Raw genomic sequence first — 20,057 nt, forward strand, 5'->3', positions numbered from 1 at the left:
ACCTGGGAGAGGCTGACCGTATGGAAACGACGTTGGACACCGCCGCACCGCTGACCGGTGAGGAACTGGCCCGCCTGGACGCCTACTGGCGGGCGGCGAACTATCTCACTGTCGGGCAGATCTACCTGCTGGACAACCCGCTGCTGCGCGAGCCGCTGACGCCCGACCATGTCAAGCCGCGACTGCTCGGGCATTGGGGCACCAGCCCAGGGCTCAACCTGATCTACGTCCACCTCAACCGCGCCATCGTGGCGCGCGACCTGTCGACGATCTACGTGACCGGGCCGGGGCACGGCGGGCCGGCGCTGGTGGCCAACACCTGGCTGGAGGGCACCTACAGCGAGCTGTACCCGTCGGTGAGCCGCGACGAGGCCGGCATGGCCCGACTGTTTCGCCAGTTCTCTTTCCCCGGCGGCATTCCCAGCCACGTCGCGCCCGAGGTGCCCGGCTCGATCCACGAGGGCGGCGAGCTCGGATATTCGCTGATGCACGCCTACGGCGCCGCGTTCGACAACCCGGACCTGCTCGTCGCCTGCGTGATCGGCGACGGCGAGGCCGAGACCGGCCCGCTCGCCGCCAGCTGGCTGTCCAACGTGTACCTGAATCCGGCCCGGGACGGTGCCGTGCTGCCGATCCTGCACCTCAACGGGTACAAGATCGCCAACCCGACGGCGCTGGACCGGATCCCAGCCGAAGACCTGCTCGCCATGATGCGCGGCTTCGGCTACGAGCCGTACGTAATCTCTGGGGACGACCCCGCCACCGTGCACCAGCAGTTCGCCGGCACCCTGGACCGGGCCCTGGACGAGATCGCCGCCATTCAGCGGCACGCCCGCACGACCGGCGACGGCTCCCGGCCCCGCTGGCCGATGATCATCCTGCGCACCCCCAAGGGCTGGACCGGCCCGCACGAGGTGGACGGCAAGCTGGTGGAAGGCACGTTCCGGGCGCACCAGGTGCCGCTGTCGGGGGTCCGCGACAACCCCGACCACCTGCGGCAACTCGAGGCCTGGCTGCGCTCGTACCGGCCGGAGGAACTGTTCGACGCCACCGGTGCCCCAGTCGACGAACTGGCCGCGCTGCCGCCGTCCGGCGACCGGCGGATGAGCGCGAACCCGCACGCCAACGGCGGCGTGGTACTGCGCGACCTGGTCCTGCCGGACTTCCGCGAGTACGCCGTCGACGTATCCCAACCCGGCGAGCCGGTCGCCGAGGCCACCCGGGTGCTGGGCACCTGGCTGCGCGACGTTATCCGGGCGAATCCCGACCGGTTCAGGCTGCTGGGCCCCGACGAGGTCGCCTCCAACCGCCTCGACGCGGCCCTGGAGGTCACCGACCGCGCGTTCACCGCCGAGGTCCGCGACGGCGACGATCACCTCTCCCCCGAAGGTCGGGTCATGGAGGTGCTATCCGAGCACCTGTGCCAGGGTTGGCTAGAGGGATATCTGCTCACCGGACGGCACGGCCTGTTCACCAGCTACGAGGCGTTCATCCACGTGGTCGACTCGATGGTCAACCAGCACGCCAAATGGCTCAAGGTGACCCGCAACATCCCCTGGCGCCGGCCCCTGGCCTCGCTGAACTACCTGCTCTCCTCGCACGTATGGCGCCAGGACCACAACGGCTTCTCCCACCAGGACCCCGGCTTCATCGACCACGTCGTCAACAAGAAGGCCGAAGTCGTACGCGTCTACCTGCCACCGGACGCCAACACCCTGCTGTCCACCATGGACCACTGCCTACGCAGCCGCCACTACATCAACGTGGTCGTCGCCGGAAAGCAGCCGGCGCCGAGCTGGCTGACCATGGACGAGGCCATCCTGCACTGCCGGCGCGGCCTCGGCATCTGGAACTGGGCCAGCACCGACGACGGCGCCGAACCCGACATCGTGCTCGCCTGCGCCGGCGACGTACCCACCCTGGAAACCCTCGCCGCCGCCGACCTGCTACGCCAGCACCTACCCGACCTCAAGGTACGCCTCGTCAACGTCGTCGACCTGATGCGCCTGCAACCCGACAGCGAACACCCGCACGGCCTGCCGGACACCCAGTTCGACACCGTCTTCACCACCGACAAGCCCATCATCTTCGCCTACCACGGCTATCCCTGGCTCATCCACCGCCTCACCTACCGGCGCACCAACCACACCAACCTGCACGTGCGCGGGTACAAAGAGGAAGGCACCACCACCACACCCTTCGACATGGTCATGCTCAACGACCTCGACCGGTACCACCTCGCCATCGACGTCATCGACCGCGTGCCCGGCCTGCGCACCCGGGCCGCTCACCTACGCCAAGCCATGGTCGACGCCCGCCAGCAGTGCCGCGACCACACCCGCCAACACGGCGAAGACGCACCCCAGGTCACCGAATGGCGCTGGATCCGCGAGGAGGCCGAAACCACGCCCTGATCCCGGGCACGCGCGGGGTCCCCCCGACGGCGTCTCGCGCACCGTCTCCGCCGGCGTTCGGCGTGCGGCGCGCCGCCGGCACGGTGAACACCCTGATCGAGCGTCGCCGGCGCGCGCCCAGGCCTGAGGAGCAGATTTCGGCTGTGACACGTACGGTGACGTGATCCGCCGCAATCCGCGACGCCTGCTAGCCTCTCCGTGGCGCCGGTGAGGCAGGACGACGACACATGGAGCTAGCGGCAATGACCGATTCCGCGGTCACGGAGCACCACTCCACGTCGCCTCTGCGCCAATTGGCGACCACACACGGCCTCAGGGTGGCCGGCGCCCGCCCAAGCCTGCTGGCCTACGCGCGCCAGCTCTGGGGCTACCGGCATTTCATCGGTGCATACGCCAACGCGAAGCTGGTCGCCTCCTTCAGCACCGCCCGCCTGGGCCAGCTATGGCAGATTCTCACGCCGCTGACCAACGCGGCGGTTTACTACCTGATCTTCGGCGTCATCCTCAACACCCGAGGCCAGGTCGACAACTTCATCGCCTACCTGTGCACCGGTCTGTTCGTCTTCACGTTCACGCAAGGGGTCGTGCAGCAGGGCACCCAGTCGATCAGCGGCAGCCTCGGGCTCATCAGGGCGCTCCATTTCCCCCGCGCGTGCCTGCCGATCGCGGTGATGCTCACCCAGTTCCAGACACTGGTGGCGGCCATCGTCGTGCTGATCGGGATCGTGCTGGTATCCGGCGAGCCGATCACCGTGGAGTGGCTGCTACTCGTGCCGACCCTGTTCCTCCAGTCCGTGTTCAACACCGGACTGGCACTCGCCATGGCCCGGCTCGGCGCCAAGCTCACCGACGTCAAACAGGTCATCCCGTTCGTCATGCGCACCTGGATGTACGGCTCCGGCGTGCTGTACAGCGTCGAGAACTTCGAGAAGCACCTGCCGGCCGGCGTGGCCGTGCTGGTGGAGGCCAATCCACTGCTCATTTACATCGAGCTGGCGCGGCATTCACTGATGGAGTCCGCGCCCCTCGCCTCGCCCGTGCCACAACTCTGGCTGCTGGCGGTCGGCTGGGCACTGCTCGTCGGCTTCGCGGGTTTCCTGTTCTTCTGGCGCGGAGAGCGGGAGTACGGCCGTGGCTGAATCCGCACCGCACCATGCGTGTCCTCCCGCAAGCACCTGCGTCCCGACTGTCATCGTCGACGACGTCCACGTGGTTTATCGGGTGCACGGCAGCGGCGGTGGCGCCACGAGCCCGGTCGCGGCCCTACGCCGAATACTCACCGGCACCAGGGCGCCGACGATCCGCGAGGTGCACGCCGTCAAGGGCGTCAGTTTCGTGGCCCACGAGGGCGAGGCGATCGGCATCATCGGCAGCAACGGCTCCGGCAAGTCGACACTGCTACGCACCATCGCCGGCCTCCTGCCGCCCAACCGGGGCGCCGTGTACACCAAGGGCCAGCCGTCGCTGCTCGGCGTGAACGCCGCGCTGCTCAGTGACCTGTCGGGCGAGCGCAATGCCTTGTTGGGCTGCCTGGCGATGGGCATGAGCCGCGCGGAGGCGCGCCGGCTCGTGCCCGAGATCATCGAGTACTCGGGCATCAATGAGCGCGGCGACTTCGGGTCGTTGCCGATGCGTACGTACTCGTCCGGCATGGCCGCCCGGCTGCGCTTCGCCATCGCGTCCGCCAAGAGTCACGAGGTGCTGCTCATCGATGAGGCGTTGGCGACCGGCGACGCGAAATTCCGCAGGCGTAGCGAGGAGCGCATCAGGAAGATGCGCGAAGCGGCCGGCACGGTATTTCTCGTGAGTCACCAGAACAGCACGATCCGTGACACCTGCGAACGCACCATCTGGCTCGAGGCGGGCCTGATCCGGATGGATGGATCAACTGACGAGGTCGTCGGCGCCTACGAACAATTCACCCGTGGCGGTTGATCGCACGGGGATTTGCACTATGCCCCCACAATAAGCATCGCGGCGGGTACTCTTCGACGAGCAAACCGACCGCGAAGAGCAATCCCGCGTCGCTCAATCATGATCGCGGTCCGTGCCGCCACAGACCGTTCGGCGCGTCGCCGTACGGTTCTTCATCCCGCCAAAGATCTTCAAGGCATCGATTGTCCGACGACGCTCGCGACGATTTGGAGAGGAAGCATGGGGGTAATAGCACAAATAGGATATGGATACTGGGGACCTAATCTGGCGCGAAACCTCCAGTCCGAAGCCGGTGGTGACTGGCGCTATCTGATCGAAAAGTCGCCCGAACGCAGGGCCGTCGCGGCGGCGACGTATCCGCATATACGCGTGGTGGACGAGCTTGACGCCGTCCTCTCGGATCCGGACGTAACGTCGGTGATCGTCGCGACGCCGGCTGTCACACATGCCGCCCTCGCGCGACGCGCGCTTCTCGCCGACAAGCACGTGCTCGTGGAGAAGCCGCTGGCACTCACCACCGCCGACGCGGTCGATCTCGCGAGCACGGCCGACCGCCGCGGGCTCGTCCTCATGGTCGGGCACACATTCGAGTTCGTGCCGGCTGTACGCGCCATGCGGGAGATCATTCTTTCCGGTGCGATCGGCAGTCCGCTCTATCTGCATTCCCAGCGACTCAACCTGGGCCGAATTCAAAACGACGTCAACGCGTTCTGGTCCATCGGGCCGCATGACGTGTCCATCGCCAACTTCCTTTTCGGCACCGCACCGGAGTGGGTCTCCGCACAGGGTGCCCGCTATCTCAACGCCGACGTCGAAGACGTGGTGATCGTGACGCTGGGCTATCCCGGCGGCGTCCTGGCCAGCCTGCACGTGAGCTGGCTCGACCCGCTCAAGACCCGACGTGTCACCGTCGTGGGCAGCCAGCGGATGCTCGTGTACGACGACCTCGACGCCGAGGCCCGCCTGAAGATCTTCGACAAGGGCGCCGACCGCTACGGACCCACGGCTTACGGCGCGTGGCAGTACCGGTTGCGGGACGGCTCGATCGAGGTGCCGCGACTCGACCTGACGGAGCCACTTGCCGCTGAGATCGGCCACTTCCTGGAGTGCGTCCGGATCGGTAAGCGGCCGGACACCGATGGCTGGAACGGCGCGCGCGTCGTCGCGGTGTGCGAGGCGATCGATCAATCACTCGCCGCGGAGGGCATGCGGACGCCGGTGAGCGCCCCGACCGCGCCCGAAGGCCCCGTGACGCGCGCATGACCACCGACATCAGTCCGCTCTCCGTGGTCGCCGAGGGCGTCGAACTCGGCGAAGGCGCGGTCATCGAGGATCTGTGCGTCATCGGCCGGCACGGTCCGACGGCGAAGACCGTCATCGGCGTCGGGGCGACGGTACGCAGCCACACCGTCATCTACGCCGGCAACACCATCGGCGCCAACTTCGCCACCGGGCACCACGTGCTGCTGCGCGAGGCCAACACCGTCGGCGACGACGTCTCCATCGGCTCCTCCACCGTGATCGAGCACCACGTCACGATCGGTCACGGCGTGCGGATCCACTCGCAGTGCTTCATTCCCGAATACTCGGTGCTGGAGCCGGGGGCGTGGATCGGTCCTCGCGTGACCCTCACCAACGCCCCGTTCCCGCGGTGCCCTGACGTCGCGCGCTGCCTCACCGGCGTCACGGTCGGGCGGGACGCGCGGGTCGGCGCGAACGCCACCATCGTGCCCGGGGTGCGGATCGGCGCGCGGGCGCTGATCGGTGCCGGCGCGGTCGTCACCAGGGACGTGCCGGAGGGCGCCGTGGTGGTCGGAGTGGCCGCCCGGCCCGTCAAGTCGATCGACGACCTGCTGTGCCCCGCTGGGCTCGACCACCGCCCCTACGACACGATCGGGGCGGCGGAATGAGCCCACGGATCCCACTGGTGGACCTGAAGGCCGCGTACGCACGCCGGCGGGCGGACATCGACGCGGCTATGCGCGAGGTCATCGAGAACACGCGGTTCATCCAGGGCCAGGAGGTCGCCGAGCTGGAGCGGGACTTCGCCCGGTTCTGCGGCACCAGCCACGCGATCGGCGTCGGCTCCGGCACCGCCGCCCTCCACCTCGTCCTCGCCGCACTCGGCGTCGGCCCCGGCGACACGGTGGCGGTGCCCGCGCACACGTTCGCGGCCACCGCCGAACCGGTGACCTGGCTGGGCGCGCGGCCGCGCTTCGTCGACGTCGACCCGGAGACCGGCTGCCTGGACCCCATCGCACTGAAGTCGGCCATCGACGGCGTCAAGGCCGTCATACCCGTGCACCTGTACGGGCGCCCCGCCGACATGGCGGCGATCTCGGCCATAGCGGCGGACGCTGGCGTACCTGTCATCGAAGACGCGGCGCAGGCCCACGGCGCCGAGCTGGACGGTCCAGAGCAGACCCGACGGGCCGGTGCGTTGGGCCGCGCAGGGTGCTTCTCCTGCTACCCGGGCAAGAACCTCGGCGCCTTCGGCGACGCCGGCCTCGTGACGACCGACGACGGGCGGATCGCCGCCGCTGTGCGCAGCCTGCGCGATCACGGTCGCACCAGCAAGTACGAGCACCAGGTGGTCGGCTACGCGCATCGCCTGGACACGCTCCAGGCGGCTGTGCTCCTGGTGAAGCTGCGCACCCTGGACGCCGACAACGAACGGCGGCGCGTCCTCGCCGCCGCGTACTCCGCGCAGCTGGCCGGTGTCGGCGACCTGGTCACACCGGCTGAGACTCCCGGTCGGCGCGGCGTGTACCACCTGTACGTGCTGCGGACCGCACACCGCGACGCGCTGCTGGCCCACCTCAACGCGGCGGGCGTCGGCGCCGGCGTTCACTACCCGATCCCGCTGCACCGGCAGCCGGCGTTCGCGTCAATCGGATACGGCGACGGCGACCTGCCGGCCACGGAGGCGTGGGCGCGGGAGTGCCTGTCGCTGCCGCTCTTTCCGGAGCTCACCGCCGAGCAGCAGGAGCGCGTCGTGGCCGCCGTCCGCGACTACTTCGAGACGGTCTCGTAGCGACTACTCGCCAGCCGGCACCGACATCGAGGTGGTGACGGTCAGGTCCGGGTGCCGGCGGGCGAGCCGCCAGCCGATGGCGACCCCGCTGGCACCGGATATGACCACCCGGCTGGCGCCCGCCAGCTCCAGCTGGGGCAGCACCTCGCGCCGCGCGATCCGCCACAGGATGAACGGGCGTACGACGTTGTAGCCGCGCCGAAACACCCTGGCGTGGAAGTAGCCGGCCGCTCGACGGTAGCCCCGCCGCAGGCGCAGCACCGCCAGCTCCGGTCCGATGGCCGGCTGGCGCCTGGCCAGCGCCGCGGCGGTGGCCAGGAGCTTACCCGGTGCCTTGTAGACCAGGAACCGCTCGGCGCGCAGCACCAGCAGGCGGCGTTCGGCCGCTTCGACGGAGAAGACCCGCACCCGCTCGCCACCGGCCACCCGGCTCTCCAGGGCCCCATCGGCGGTGAGCACGTCGACCGCGTATCCGCGACCTGTCACCGCCCGGGTGAAGTCTCTAATGGCGCCCGGGCTGGAGGGGTTCATCGCGATCAGGACGAGTCGCCCGGCAGTGACGCGCGCCCCTTGGCGGTCTCCCGCGCGCGACTCCTGCCCCGCCAGGTCCGGCCGGTAGGCGTCGAGCAGGTCCGCCCGCACGGTCTCCCGGCCGTACCGGCCGACCAGGCTCTCCCGCGCCTTAGCAAGATCGAGTGTGGACAGCCGCTCGCGCAGGTCGCGGTATCCGTCGACGATCGCGGCCGGATCGTCGCCCGGCTCGAACATGAGACCGGCGACGCCATCGAGGCCGGCGAGGGTCTCAGCCGGACCCTGGCTGCGGGCGACCAGCACCGGCGTACCCGTGGCGACGGCCTCGACGACCGTGAGGCCGAACGTCTCGGCCGGGCTGGCGTGCACCAGCACGTCGTGGTGGCGCATCAGCTCGCCCACCTGTGCCGGCGGCACCGGCGGGCGCAGCTCGACGCGCCCGCGCAGGTCAGGCTCGCCGATACGGCGCTGGATCGACTCGTCCAGCTCGCCCGAGCCGACGAGTGTGAGCGTGGCCCGCGACTGCTCGCGCGCGACGCGGGCGAACGCGTCGATCAGCAGGGGTACGCCCTTCTGCGCCAGCATCCGTCCGACGTAGAGCCAGCGGAGCAGGTCGCTCGGCGGCTCGGGACGGACGGCGAAGTGGTCGAAGTCGACCACGTTGGGCACGATCCGCAGCTTCTCCCGGTGCTGCGGGAACTGCGCGCTGACGAGGTCGAGCAGGTGCCGGCTCACACACATCAGGACGTCTACGCGGGCGAGCATCCGCTCGTATCGCTGCCGCGAAGCCCGATCGCCGAACACCTTGGGCAGAAAGCTGGCGTGCTCGGTGACCACGATGCGCGCGTCCGGTCGGCCCAGCTCGGCCGCGAGCACGCCGCCGTAGATGCCGGTGTGCGCGTGGATCAGCGGCGCCTCGATGCGCCCGGTGGGCAGCGCCGCGCCGAGCATCCTGACATGGCTGTCGACCCGCCTGGCGTAGTTGACCCCGCTCGTGACCACGGGCACGCAGACGCGGGTGAGCTCACCCTCCGGCCGGTCTTCGAGGGTGGCGTTCCCCCACCGCGCCGCCAAGCGATCCGCGATCAGGCCGAGCCGGTCGGCCGCGCCGGGCGTGTCCTTCGGGAACCCCCATTCCTGCGTGTGCAGGATGGCGACGCGCTCGAAGGTCCCGTCGACCGCCCGGGCGGCCGCCTGGACGAAGGAGCCCGAGAACGGGTCGTTCGGCGACGGGTACCAGGGCGTGACGACCGCCAGGTCAGCGGCGGCCGGCCGGCGGCCCGGATCGGTGCCCGGCTCGAACCGCACCGTCAGCTCGCGGTGTCGCCGGTGGGCCGCCCAGGCGACCGGCAGCGCCTGAAGGTCTCCCGCGATCATCAGGTTGGCGGTGGGCAACGCGTGCTTGCGGCCGGCTGCCAGGCGGGTCGCGGCCACGATGGCCGACTGGGGCGTGGCGGCGTCGACGCGGTGCACGGTGACTCCGGGCGCGACCTCGAGATCAGCGGTGTCGGGGCGGTCCGCGACGATCAGGTGGACCTCCGCGCCGTCCGCCGCGAGCCGGGCGGTGTGGTGCACCGCCGCGGGCAACCGGTGCGGACCGAGCGCGACGTACGTGGCGATCAACGGGCCACCTCCACCATTGCGCGCAGCCGCGCCTCCCACGGCGCCAGGGCGGCGTCGCGGGTGAACCGCTCCGCGTGCCGCTGCGCCGCTTCGTGCTCCGCGGGCCCGGCCTCGCGCGCCGCCCTCGCGGCGGCGATCAGCGCCTCGGCCGCGTGGTCGGCGTCCAGCCGGGCAGCGGCGGACCACAGCGGGTAGCCCCGTAGGACCTCCTCGGCCGCGATGCCCGGCGCGTGCACCGAAGCGATCGGCTTGCCGGTGGCCATGTATTCGAAGATCTTGGCGGAGGTCACGTACCGGGTGCCGCCGGGGCAGAACACCAGCGCGTCCGTCTGTCCATAGATCTTGGCGGCCTCGGTCTTGCTGAACGCGCCGTGGTAGCGCACGCCCGCGTCTTGCTCCCGTTGGAGCCGTGATCGCAGCGGTCCGGCACTGTGCGGAAAGAAGCCCAGGTGCCCGTAAACGTTGAGTTCGGCGCCGGCGAGCAGCGGGTGGCCGCGCGCGCGGCGCCAACCCTCGAACAGCACGTCGAGCGGGAGCGCGCCGGTGACCGTACCCAGGTAGCCGAAGCGCAGCGGGCGGTCCGGATCGGCCGGAGCGTGCGGGACCTGGCCAAGGACGTCAGGGTCCCAGCCGTTGCGCACGACGGTCATCCGGTCCACGGCGAACGGATACCGGTCGGCGGCCCACTGCCGCATCACGTCGTTGACGAAGACGATCTCCGCAGCGTCGCGGACGATGCGCGACTCCCACCGCATGACCTTGCCGTCCTCGGGAAAGAGCAGCTCGTCCGTGAACTGGTTGTAGGTCCACGAGTCCCGATAGTCGACGACGTAAGGGATCTTGAGGCGGCGCCCGAGCCAGCGCGCCAGCGCGAAGGAGACGAACGGGTTTCCGGTCGCGATGACCAGGTCAAAGTGGCGCTCTCGGTGTAGCGCGAGGGATTTCCGGATCACACCGGGCGCCCAGCCCAGATAGTACTCAGGAAAGATCCAATTCTGCACGCGCCGGTAGAGCTTGTCGGAGAGCGTGGGAAAGGTACCGCGAAACACGCCGAAGCGCCGGACGTCTCTTTCCCAGTGATATGTGATCATTTTCGGACGGACGACATTCACCCGCGAGTCGACGGTCGCCTCAAGCGATTCGTCGCTGGCGCCGTCGAGGTAGTAGCCGAAGAAGTCCCGGGGAGCGGTGACGACCGTGACGTCCCAGCCTGCCTGAGCCAGGTGGTTCGCGGTCGCCCGGCCGCGAAACACGCCGCTCGCACGGCTCGGCGGAAAGAAGAACGATAGATATAGGACTCGAGGCAGCGGTGCCTTCGTCGCGGCTCGGTCCGTCGCGATGGTCGCGCTCCCCGCCTGCCCGTTGACCTTGAGCAAATCAGCCCACCCTGAGCAACCTAGCGATTCTACGATCGGATCCGGAATGGCCGGCGTGTCGTATGGTATCCGCGCCGAGCCGCACCGCGACGATCCGACCCGGAAAGAAAACGACATGCTCACACCCGCGCCACGCCGCGCGTGGGTCGCCACGAAGCGCCGCCTCCGTACGGTGGCCCCGCCGGGCACGGCACGCCACCGCGCGGGCACCGCGGTGCGGCGATACGCGCTGCACCTCGCCTCCGGCTGGCGGGCCGACGCGCGCCTGCTGTTGGCGGCGGCTGGCGCGGACCTCGCGGCCGGTCAGTTGCCGAGGCGCCTTCCCGAGGCTGTTCGCGCCGCCACGGAACGCGCTGATACCCGCCTGCGCGGCGGAGACGCGCCGGGCGCGGCCGTCTGGCTGGCCCGTGCGGGTTCGATGGCGTTTCACCGGGTCGTCCACTTCGACCGGTTGTCGTCGCCGCTCGCGGAGAGCCCGACGGAGTTCCTCGCGCCGCTCCACGACAGCGACGCCGTACGCGTCCTGAACGCCCGGGCGCGGCGGGAGCCAGCCGCCCCCGCCCCGAGCGGCCGGCCGCTTCGCCTGCTCATCGCGACCAGGGGAAACGCGAACTTCCTCTCCGAGATCCGGCGCCACTACGAGGCGCACGGCCGGGTCGACGTGCGCTATCTCGACCTCGCCGCCGATCCGGCGCGCGCGCACCTCACGCGAGACAGTACGCGGATGATCGCGCACATCCTCGCCGGCGACTCGGCCTACGGGCGAGCCGTGGAGGACTGGCTCCGGCCGCACCTGGACTGGGCGGACACCGTGTTCGTCGACTGGTGCGCCGCACCGGCCGTCATGTTCACCATGATCGACCCGGGTCCGACCCGGATCGTCGTACGCCTGCACAGCTTCGAGCTGTTTACGATCTGGCCCCAGCTGGTCGGGTTCGCGCGGGTGGACGACCTGGTGTTCGTGTCGGAGCACATGCGCAGCCTGGCCGTGGCGGCCCTGCCTCAGTTGAGCGCCGCCACCGCACCACGCACCTGCGTCATCCCGAACGCGATGCGCCTGCGCGGCTTCGCCCGCCCGAAGCCGCCCGAGGCCCGGTTCACGCTCGGCCTCGTCGGATATGACGCCGTCGCCAAGGACGCCCGGTGGGCGGTCGAGGTGCTGCGCCTGCTCCGCTCCCGAGACGACCGGTACCGGCTGCGGATCGTCGGCGGCGCGCCGGACCTCGGCCTCAGCGCCGCCGCCCGCGCCTACCACCAGCGGCTGGGGCACGACCTGGTCGAACTCGAACGGCAGGGGGCCGTGTCCCGGACGGGGCGAACGGAGGATGTGCCCGCCGCGCTCACCGGCATCGGCGTGATCGTGAGCTCGTCGGTGCGGGAGAGCTTCCACTGTGCCCTGGTCGAGGGGGCCGCGAGCGGGGCCGTCCCGGTCGTGCGCGACTGGCCGTTCTTCGCCGGTCATGGCGGCGGCGCTCGGGCCCTGTTCCCCAGCGACTGGGTCGTGAACAGCCCGGCGGAGGCCGCCGAACTGATCATCGAGCAGACCGCCACCGAGGAGCGGTGGCGTCGGGCCGGCGCGGCGGCGTCCAGCCACGCGATCGCGACCTGGGACTGGCCAGTGACGCGGTCCCTCCTGGACGACCTGCTCATCGGTGCGGCAACGGCGGACGGATAGCTCCCCGGCGACCGCCATCGGCCTGGCATCATCTGGTGCCATGCCGACGCCTTCATCTCCCGGCGTGTCGTTCCCGGGCGCCTCGCCGTCAGACGGCGACTCGGTTCCTCCCCATGACCGGGCCGCTGGGTCGCGCCGGCGCCGCTGGCCGATCTTCGCCATGGCAGGCACCGCCGCCGCACTCCTCGGATGGTTCGCCTACGGTCAGATCCGGCCTCCCATCCCGTTCGGGTTCTTCTCCCATCCGCCGCTGTACGGGATCTGGGCTCCGACGATCGACCCGCTCGCCCTGCTCGTCGTACCAGCGGCGCTGCTGCTCGCGTCGGTGGGCTGGCTGACCACGGCGTCCCGGCGCGTGCCGACATGGCTCACGCTGGTCCTGGTCATCGCCGCTGGCCTGTGCGTCGCCGCGATGGGAGAGCTGGTCCGGGGCGACTGGCATCACCTGACACGTGACCTCTCGACCTCGAACGCGTCGCCGCACTATGCCGCTGATCTGAACTTCGTCGAGGAGTACGGCGTACGCGGCTTCGCGGAACGCCGCCCGGACCTCACCGACGATTTCCGCTCGTACCATTCGAAGACGCATCCGGCGGGTGCCCTCATCCTGCTCCATGCTCTGTTCAAGCTTTTCGGCGCCGGACACCCGCTGCGGATCGCCACCGTCGTGGCGGGCATCGGGCTCCTCGCCGCCGTCGCGGCGTGGTCCATGGGCGCCGCCCTCGGCGGCGAGCGCGCCGGACGCATCGCGGCCGTCCTGTTCGTCGCGGCGCCGGGACCGCTGATGCTCGCGTACACGAGCATGGATGTGGTCTTCGCGACCGTGCTGGCGGGCGCGGGCGCACTATTCATGATCGCGATTCACCGATCGTCGGCCGCCATGGCCGCGGCCGGGGGCGTGGTCTTGGCGCTCGGCACGCTCCTGACGTTCGCCACCGCGTTCCTCGCGCTGGCCGCGGCGATCACGATCGCGATCCAGGCACCCGACGGGCGCAGCCGGCTCCGACTGCTCGGCGCGGCGACCGCTGGAGGGCTCGCCACGCTGGCTCTGGCGTGGGTGGCACTCGGCTTGGACGTGGTCTCCGCCTGGCTCTCCGCGCCGCAGTCCGGGCACCCGTACGACCCTTACTGGATCATCGCGAACCCCGCCGCCGTGTTGATCTACGCCGGGCTTCCGATAGCGGCACTCGGCATCGCGGGGCTGGTCCGGCGTCCGTCGCAATCTCGACGACCGGTCCTCATCCTGGTCCTATGTGTCGTCATGCTGGTCTGGGGGTCACTCCCCTCCGAGGTCACCGACCTGCGACCGGGCGAGGTCGAGCGCACGTGGGCATTCCTGTACCCGATGCTCGCGGCCGTGGCCGGTGTGGTCGTCGACCGCTGGACCCGCGACGCGGGACGCTGGCGCGGCCCGACCGTCGCCGCCCTGGTCATTCTGGCCGTGGCGCAGACGGTGCTGCTGCACTCGCTATGGGACAACCTCGCGTAGCCCGAGACCTCTCCCCCGAGTCTTCGCACATATAGCCCCTCCGCGTTTTCGGAAACGCTGGTGTTTCCTCAGGGTTTCGAAAAAACAACAGTCCGTGACGTACACTCTGCGCGTTTGCGTCGTACGACGAAGAGGCGACGATCCTGGCCATGGCAGAAGATCGCGCGACCGAGGCGGCCGCCCACCGGGGACACGTCGTCATGCTCGTCGACAATGGCGTTCACGGCGACTCTCGGGTGCAGAAGGTGGCGTGGTCGGCGGCGGACGCCGGCTGGCGCGTCACGCTGCTCGGCCGATCGCCCGGCGGCCCGCGGAGCTGGCAGCTCGGCGGCGCGGAGGTGCGGCTGCTGCCCATGCCCGATCCGCTGGCCCGCGCGTCCACCCTCCGCCGCGCCGCCCTGCGGTGGCTCCGCCCGCGCCCAGCGCCGGCCGGTTCCGCAGCACCGGCTGCCACGGGCAGCGCCGCCCGGACGCCCGGCGCCAAGGCGACACTGCTGACGCTCGCGCGCCGCGCGTACCGACCCTGGGATCACGCCCGCACCTGGTTCTGGCTCCGCGTCGAGGGCGACGCCGCCTGGCGCCGGCTCGACCCCGAACTGCTGGACTTCGAAGCGGCGTACGGCCCCGTCGTCGACGAGCTGGCGCCCGACCTCATCCACGCGCACGACTTCCGGATGCTCGGCGTCGGTGCACGGGCCAAGATGCGGGCCGCCGCGGCCGGGCGGCGAGTCCGCCTCGTCTGGGACGCGCACGAGTTCCTACCCGGCATGAGGCCCTGGCGCGACAACAGCCGCTGGCTGCCCGCGCAACGGGCGCACGAACGCGCGCACGCGCCATACGCGGACGCCGTCATCACGGTGTCCGACACGCTCGCGGACCTGCTGCGCGCCGAGCACGGCCTCATCGACCGGCCGGCGGTCGTGCTGAACGCACCCACGAACGGCCACGGCCCGGACGACGGCGCGGCAGTCCCGGACCTGCGCACCGCTTGCGGCGTCGACGCCCAGACGCCGCTACTCGTGTACAGCGGGGTGGCGCTGCCGCAGCGCGGCCTGCCCGTGATGGTCGAGGCGCTGCCCCGGCTGCCGGGCGTTCACGTGGCCCTGGTCGTCGACGACCGCGGCCTGCCGTACGTCCGCGCGGAGCTCCTGGCGCGAGCCAAGCGGTTGGGGGTGGCCGATCGCGTGCACCTGGCGCCGTACGTGCCGCATTGGCAGGTAGCGCGGTACCTGTCCAGTGCGGACGCCGGAGTAATTCCCGTCCAGCGGTATCTCAACTACGAGATCGCCCTGGTCACCAAGTTCTTCGAGTACTCGCACGCGCGGCTGCCGTTGGTCGTCTCCGACGTACGGACGATGGCCGACACGGTGCGCGCCACGGGGCAGGGCGAGGTCTTCCGTGCGGGCGAGGTCGCGGATTACGTCCGGGCCGTCACCGCCGTGCTCGCGGCGCCCGGGCGCTACCAGGCGGCCTATGACAAGCCAGGACTGCTCGCCGGTTGGACGTGGGACGCGCAGGCGGAGGTCGTCGAGCGCGTGTACGCCCGATTGGCCGCGGATCACACATCGACGAGGACGAGACCTTGAGTGACGTCGACAAGCGGATCGAGTCCACCGCCGTCCCGGGCATGCGGGAGCCGGTCGCTTCGGGCGTGGGCACGCCTGACGTGAGCGTGGTGGTGCCCGTCTACAACACGATGCCGTACCTCACCCGATGCCTGAGATCCCTCGCCAAGCAGAGCATCGGCGCCGGCCGGATGGAGATCATCGCCATCGACGACGGCTCCACCGATGGCAGCCAGCGCCAGCTCGACCGGTTCGCCCGCCGATACCCGAACGTCGTCCGGGTCGTCCACCAGCAGAACTCCGGCGGGCCGGCCGGGCCGTGCAACCGGGCGCTGTCGCTTGCCAGGGGGCGGTACGTCTACTTCGTCGGAGCCGACGACTACCTCGGCCGCGAAACGCTGGAACGCCTGGTCGACGCCGCCGACCGGTACGGGTCGGACGTCGTGCTCGGACGCGCGGTCGGTGTCAACAACCGGTACATCCACCAGCAGGTGTACGCACGGACCGAGCCGGCGATCGACCTCTTCGACGCCGACTCGGGTCTGCGATGGTCACTGGCCAACTACAAGCTCTTCCGTCGCGAACTGGTGGAGCGGCACGGGTTGCGCTTTCCCGAGGACATGCCGGTGGCCAGCGACCAGCCGTTCACGATAGAGGCCATCTGCAGGGCGAACAGGGTCACGGTGCTCGCCGACTACGACTACTACTACGCGGTGCGGCGGCTCGACGCCGGCAACATCACGTACAGCAGTCGTCACCTTGAGCGCCTCGCCGCGGCCGGCCGGATCATGGACTTCGTCGCCGATCTCGTCGAGCCGGGCACGCGCCGCGACACGCTGCTGTTCCGGCACTTCACCTGGGAACTGGGCAAGCTGCTCGGCGACGACTTCCTCCGCCTGGACCGGCGCACGCAGGAGCTCGTCTGCCTCGGCGCCGCCGACCTGGTCGACCGGCACCTCACCGACGAGATACGCGATCAGTTGGACATCGAGACGCGGATCCGGCTTTCGGCCGCGGCGCACGGCACGGTCGACGACCTGATCACGGTCATCCGGCACGACGCGCGGCACGGCGTACCTCCGATGGTGCGTAGCGGCGGCCGCCGCTACGCGGGCTACCCACTGGCGGACGGCGAACCGGACGCACCGCGACCCGAGTGGCAGGACATCACCTCCGCGTCAGCCGCCTGGATCGCCAAGCTCGACGCCGTCTCCGCCACCGTCTGCTCATCCGGGGGCGGGGGGCCGACCATCGAGATCACGGCGCGGAGCCCGCACCCCGGCCTCGACGCGCTCGTCACCTCGCCGGTCCGCGTCGTGGCTGAGCATCTGGCGGCGGACACCGTATCGCTGGCACCGGACGGCGAGGGCACCCTGGTGCGCGCCCATTTCCGGATCGACACCCTGGTGGCGTCGAGCGCGCCCTTGGGTCACCGCTGGAACCTTCGCGTCCACATCGACGCGTTCGGCGGCACCGGATCGGCGGCGCTGCGCGGCGCGCGCCTGACGTCGTCGGCCCGGCGGATACGCCGGCACGATCGCCGCGTCTTCCTGGTCAACGTCGTGAAGGACCCCAGCGGGCACATCCTGATCGCGGTCACCCCGCTGACCCCACGCCGGATCATCAGCAGGCTCCGCAAGGCTGTCGGCCGCGCCGCTGGCTTCCGCTGAAGCCCGGTCAGCGACCGGACGCGGCCGGGTGGCGGCCTAGAAGTCCGGGAGGCGGTGTCTTGCCGGGACTCGAACGGTTGTGGGACGGCCAGCCGATCCGCGAATCCACAAGGGACGTGCTGGCCTGCTGCTGGGGGCGGTCCGCGCCAGCATCCTGCGGTCCGCTCCGGCCGGCGCCACGATGGGCCGCTGTGGCCGCCACGGCCGGCTGCTCCGCGGCCACCGCGAGCTACCACCGCGCCAAGCTGGAAGCAGGGCGGACTGATCGTCCGGCGCCGGCAGGGCAGCGAGGTGCGAATACGGCGCGCCGCCCGGGACGGCGCGCTGCTGGGCCTGCTCGACACCCCGTAACGGGCGTACTGGCCTTGTCTGCGGAGTAACGGAAACCGCACCCGCCCCTTGACGCGGCGCGGCGACTTGTCACATCATTCCACTACTTCATTAGTGGAAGGGTGGAAAATGATCGGGTTTTCCCTGGACAGGTCCTCGGGAGTGCCCACCTACCTCCAGTTGGTGCAGCAGGTCCGGCACGCGCTGCGCACCGGAGCGCTCGCGCCCGGTGACAAGCTGCCGACGGCTGCCGAGGTGGTCGCGCAGCTCGCCATCAACCCCAACACGGTGCTGAAGGCGTACCGCGAGCTGGAGCGGGACGGTCTCGTCGCACCGCGTCCCGGGCTCGGCACGTTCGTGTGCGGCACCCTCGGCGGGGCACCGCTGGCCGCTCACGCCGCCTTGCGGCGTGAGCTGACCAGGGCCGTTCGCGCGGCGCGCGGGTCCGGGATGGACACCGAGGACATCGAGGCAGTGTTCGTATCGGTGCTGCACGAGGACGCACAGCGAGGTGTGGCGTGAACGCGCTCGAGACCACCGGTTTGGGCAAACGCTACCGGCGCGCGTGGGCGTTGCGGGACTGCTCCCTCGCGGTACCCGCCGGTAAGGTCGTCGCCCTGGTCGGGCCGAACGGCGCTGGCAAGACGACGCTCCTCCACGCGGCCATGGGGCTGCTCACCCCGACGCGCGGCGAGGCGCGCGTGCTGGGTGAGGCACCGCGGACATCGCGCACGCTGGCCCGAGTGGCGTTCGTCGCGCAGGACAAGCCGCTCTATGACGGCTTCCGCGTCAGCGAGTTGCTGCGCATGGGTCGCGCACTCAACCCTCGCTGGGACGACGGGGTCGCCAGATGCCGGCTAGCGGAGCTGCGGATCCCGCTCGACCGCCGCGCCGGCAAGCTCTCCGGAGGCCAACAGGCGCAGATCGCGTTGACCCTGGCCCTCGCGAAACGACCGGACCTGCTGCTGCTCGACGAGCCATTGGCCAATCTCGATCCGCTGGCGCGCTCCGAAATCATGGGCCACCTCATGTCGACCGTCGCCGAGCGCGACATCACCGTTGTGCTGTCGACGCACGTGATCGCCGACCTCGCGCAGACCTGTGACTGGCTAATCCTGCTCAGCGGCGGCCGGGTCCAGGTGAGCGGCGATGTCGAGGAGCTACTCGGCGCGCACCAGATGCTGACCGGGCCCGTGGAGGCGGCTGACGCGCTCGCCGCCTCGACCCCTGTGGTCAGCCGCCGCGTGGTCGGGCGTCAGGTCCACCTGCTCGTCCGCGCCTCCCGGCCGATACCGGATCCGCGATGGAGCGCCCGGCCCGTCGCGATGGAGGATCTGGTACTGGCCTATCTGCGCGAGCCGGACGCCGCGGCGCTGCCCCGCCCCACCCTTGCCACCCTCGCCCCGGAAGGAAACCGTTGATGCTCTGGCTCACCTGGAGACAGCACCGGCTGCAACTGCTCGCCATGGCCGCGGTGCTGGCCATGGCGGCCGGATACCTGATCTACCGAGCGTTGCCGTACGTCGAACCGGCGCGGCTGCTCCACGCCTGTGGGGGCGGGTCGGCTAGCGACGCCGAATGCCAGACGCTGTTCAACTATGTCGGCGTCGACGGCGGGCTCAACATCGCGCTCGTGTCAGTCAACCTGATCCCGGCCCTCGTCGGCGCGTTCTGGGGAGCACCGCTGCTCGCCCGGGAGTACGAGCGCGGCACCCACCAGCTGGTGTGGGGTCAGAGCGTGACACGGCGGCGGTGGCTGGGCGCCAAGCTCGCCCTCCTCGGCCCGGTGGCACTACTCGGCGGGGCCGCGCAGGGAGCGCTGCTCACCTGGGCCACCGACAAGTTCCTCGTTCTCGGCACCGTCAACCGGTTCGGGGACCGCTTCCTCTTCGGCGTGGTCGGTGTCGTACCGCCGGCGCTCTGGCTATTCTCCCTTGTCCTCGGCCTGGCGGTGGGCCTGCTCGTGCGGCGGAGCGTCCCGGCGATGGCGATCACGCTGGCCGTGTTCGCCGCGGTGATGGCGGGTCTAGCCATGGTCCGCCCATACTACGCCGAGCCGAAGGTGGAAAAGCCTGCCCTCGCGGCAGGGCCAACCGTCTTCGCCGTACACGAGGACTGGACGCTGGGAACGGTGTTCCGCCACACCGACGGCAGGGACGTCCCGGCGAGCACGGCGGCCGAACTCTGCCCGCAGCCGGCCGAGAGTGCGCCCGACACCGCCTGCCTGGCCAGACACGGCATAGAAGTCCTCGACAAGTACCATCCGGGACGCCGGTTCTGGCGGTTCCAGTGGATCGAGGCCGGCATCCTGGTCGCCGGCGCAGTGCTGATCGGCGGGCTGACCCTCGCCCGGGTGTCCCGCCGCGCGGACTAGCCTGTGCACCCGGTGGGGTCAGTCTGTGCTGTCCGCCCAGC

General features: G+C 70.4%; 15 protein-coding genes. 13 read left to right on the plus strand and 2 right to left on the minus strand.

Translation table 11 applies throughout. From position 1 onward, the window contains the following. Positions 1-20: 20 nt before the first annotated feature. The 6 genes from V6V89_RS10815 (at position 21) to V6V89_RS10840 (ending at position 7,383) form a co-directional block, all read left to right on the plus strand. Positions 21-2,414 (plus strand): phosphoketolase family protein, encoded by a 2,394-nt coding sequence (locus V6V89_RS10815; RefSeq protein WP_334618901.1) that lies wholly within the window; start codon positions 21-23, stop codon positions 2,412-2,414. Positions 2,415-2,656: 242 nt separating this feature from the next. Continuing rightward, positions 2,657-3,553, plus strand: a complete 897-nt coding sequence (locus V6V89_RS10820) for an ABC transporter permease (RefSeq protein WP_334618902.1) — start codon at positions 2,657-2,659, stop codon at positions 3,551-3,553. Next, on the plus strand, positions 3,546-4,349 hold the full coding sequence (locus tag V6V89_RS10825; protein ID WP_334618903.1) for an ABC transporter ATP-binding protein: 804 nt from the start codon (positions 3,546-3,548) through the stop codon (positions 4,347-4,349). Before V6V89_RS10820 ends, V6V89_RS10825 begins: the two co-directional genes overlap by 8 nt. Before the next feature lie 99 nt (positions 4,350-4,448). After that, on the plus strand, positions 4,449-5,612 hold the full coding sequence (locus tag V6V89_RS10830) for a Gfo/Idh/MocA family protein (RefSeq protein ID WP_334618904.1): 1,164 nt from the start codon (positions 4,449-4,451) through the stop codon (positions 5,610-5,612). Then, positions 5,609-6,259 (plus strand): acyltransferase, encoded by a 651-nt coding sequence (locus V6V89_RS10835; protein ID WP_334618905.1) that lies wholly within the window; start codon positions 5,609-5,611, stop codon positions 6,257-6,259. The genes V6V89_RS10830 and V6V89_RS10835 overlap by 4 nt, the downstream gene beginning before the upstream one ends. Next, positions 6,256-7,383 (plus strand): DegT/DnrJ/EryC1/StrS family aminotransferase, encoded by a 1,128-nt coding sequence (locus V6V89_RS10840; protein WP_334618906.1) that lies wholly within the window; start codon positions 6,256-6,258, stop codon positions 7,381-7,383. The genes V6V89_RS10835 and V6V89_RS10840 overlap by 4 nt, the downstream gene beginning before the upstream one ends. 3 nt (positions 7,384-7,386) lie before the next feature. Here the strand turns inward: V6V89_RS10840 and V6V89_RS10845 are convergent, their stop codons facing one another. Further along, positions 7,387-9,537: a glycosyltransferase family 4 protein gene (locus tag V6V89_RS10845; RefSeq protein WP_334618907.1), complete on the minus strand. Its 2,151-nt coding sequence runs from the start codon at positions 9,535-9,537 to the stop codon at positions 7,387-7,389. Beyond that, positions 9,534-10,913: a glycosyltransferase gene (locus tag V6V89_RS10850; protein ID WP_334618909.1), complete on the minus strand. Its 1,380-nt coding sequence runs from the start codon at positions 10,911-10,913 to the stop codon at positions 9,534-9,536. The genes V6V89_RS10845 and V6V89_RS10850 overlap by 4 nt, the downstream gene beginning before the upstream one ends. 55 nt (positions 10,914-10,968) lie before the next feature. Between V6V89_RS10850 and V6V89_RS10855 the strand changes: the two genes are divergently transcribed. The 7 genes from V6V89_RS10855 to V6V89_RS10885 all read left to right on the plus strand — a co-directional run bounded on the left by V6V89_RS10855 (position 10,969) and on the right by V6V89_RS10885 (position 20,016). Next, complete coding sequence (locus tag V6V89_RS10855) at positions 10,969-12,588, plus strand: glycosyltransferase (protein ID WP_334618910.1); 1,620 nt, start codon at positions 10,969-10,971, stop codon at positions 12,586-12,588. Positions 12,589-12,628: 40 nt separating this feature from the next. Next, positions 12,629-14,077: a hypothetical protein gene (locus tag V6V89_RS10860; RefSeq protein WP_334618911.1), complete on the plus strand. Its 1,449-nt coding sequence runs from the start codon at positions 12,629-12,631 to the stop codon at positions 14,075-14,077. Between the two features lie 149 nt (positions 14,078-14,226). Next, positions 14,227-15,663 (plus strand): glycosyltransferase family 4 protein, encoded by a 1,437-nt coding sequence (locus V6V89_RS10865; RefSeq protein WP_442935111.1) that lies wholly within the window; start codon positions 14,227-14,229, stop codon positions 15,661-15,663. A 65-nt stretch (positions 15,664-15,728) separates the two neighbouring features. Then, complete coding sequence (locus V6V89_RS10870) at positions 15,729-17,312, plus strand: glycosyltransferase family 2 protein (protein WP_334618950.1); 1,584 nt, start codon at positions 15,729-15,731, stop codon at positions 17,310-17,312. Between the two features lie 459 nt (positions 17,313-17,771). After that, on the plus strand, positions 17,772-18,164 hold the full coding sequence (locus V6V89_RS10875; protein WP_334618912.1) for a GntR family transcriptional regulator: 393 nt from the start codon (positions 17,772-17,774) through the stop codon (positions 18,162-18,164). Further along, positions 18,161-19,063 (plus strand): ABC transporter ATP-binding protein, encoded by a 903-nt coding sequence (locus V6V89_RS10880; RefSeq protein ID WP_334618913.1) that lies wholly within the window; start codon positions 18,161-18,163, stop codon positions 19,061-19,063. Before V6V89_RS10875 ends, V6V89_RS10880 begins: the two co-directional genes overlap by 4 nt. Further along, the gene (locus V6V89_RS10885; RefSeq protein WP_334618914.1) at positions 19,063-20,016 is read left to right on the plus strand and encodes a hypothetical protein; all 954 of its coding nucleotides are present in this window, start codon (positions 19,063-19,065) and stop codon (positions 20,014-20,016) included. The genes V6V89_RS10880 and V6V89_RS10885 overlap by 1 nt, the downstream gene beginning before the upstream one ends. Positions 20,017-20,057 lie beyond the last annotated feature (41 nt).

It is taken from the genome of Micromonospora sp. CPCC 206061, assembly GCF_036906915.1.
Classification (GTDB): domain Bacteria; phylum Actinomycetota; class Actinomycetes; order Mycobacteriales; family Micromonosporaceae; genus Phytohabitans.

What these genes read in the sequence shown, in the direction of transcription:
- V6V89_RS10840 (WP_334618906.1), top strand. Translation starts at nt 6,256, where the DNA reads ATGAGCCCACGGATCCCACTGGTGGACCTGAAGGCCGCGTACGCACGC.
- V6V89_RS10830 (WP_334618904.1), top strand. Translation starts at nt 4,449, where the DNA reads ATGATCGCGGTCCGTGCCGCCACAGACCGTTCGGCGCGTCGCCGTACG.
- V6V89_RS10815 (WP_334618901.1), top strand. Translation starts at nt 21, where the DNA reads ATGGAAACGACGTTGGACACCGCCGCACCGCTGACCGGTGAGGAACTG.
- V6V89_RS10885 (WP_334618914.1), top strand. Translation starts at nt 19,063, where the DNA reads ATGCTCTGGCTCACCTGGAGACAGCACCGGCTGCAACTGCTCGCCATG.
- V6V89_RS10820 (WP_334618902.1), top strand. Translation starts at nt 2,657, where the DNA reads ATGACCGATTCCGCGGTCACGGAGCACCACTCCACGTCGCCTCTGCGC.
- V6V89_RS10835 (WP_334618905.1), top strand. Translation starts at nt 5,609, where the DNA reads ATGACCACCGACATCAGTCCGCTCTCCGTGGTCGCCGAGGGCGTCGAA.
- V6V89_RS10860 (WP_334618911.1), top strand. Translation starts at nt 12,629, where the DNA reads ATGCCGACGCCTTCATCTCCCGGCGTGTCGTTCCCGGGCGCCTCGCCG.
- V6V89_RS10865 (WP_442935111.1), top strand. Translation starts at nt 14,227, where the DNA reads ATGGCAGAAGATCGCGCGACCGAGGCGGCCGCCCACCGGGGACACGTC.
- V6V89_RS10875 (WP_334618912.1), top strand. Translation starts at nt 17,772, where the DNA reads ATGATCGGGTTTTCCCTGGACAGGTCCTCGGGAGTGCCCACCTACCTC.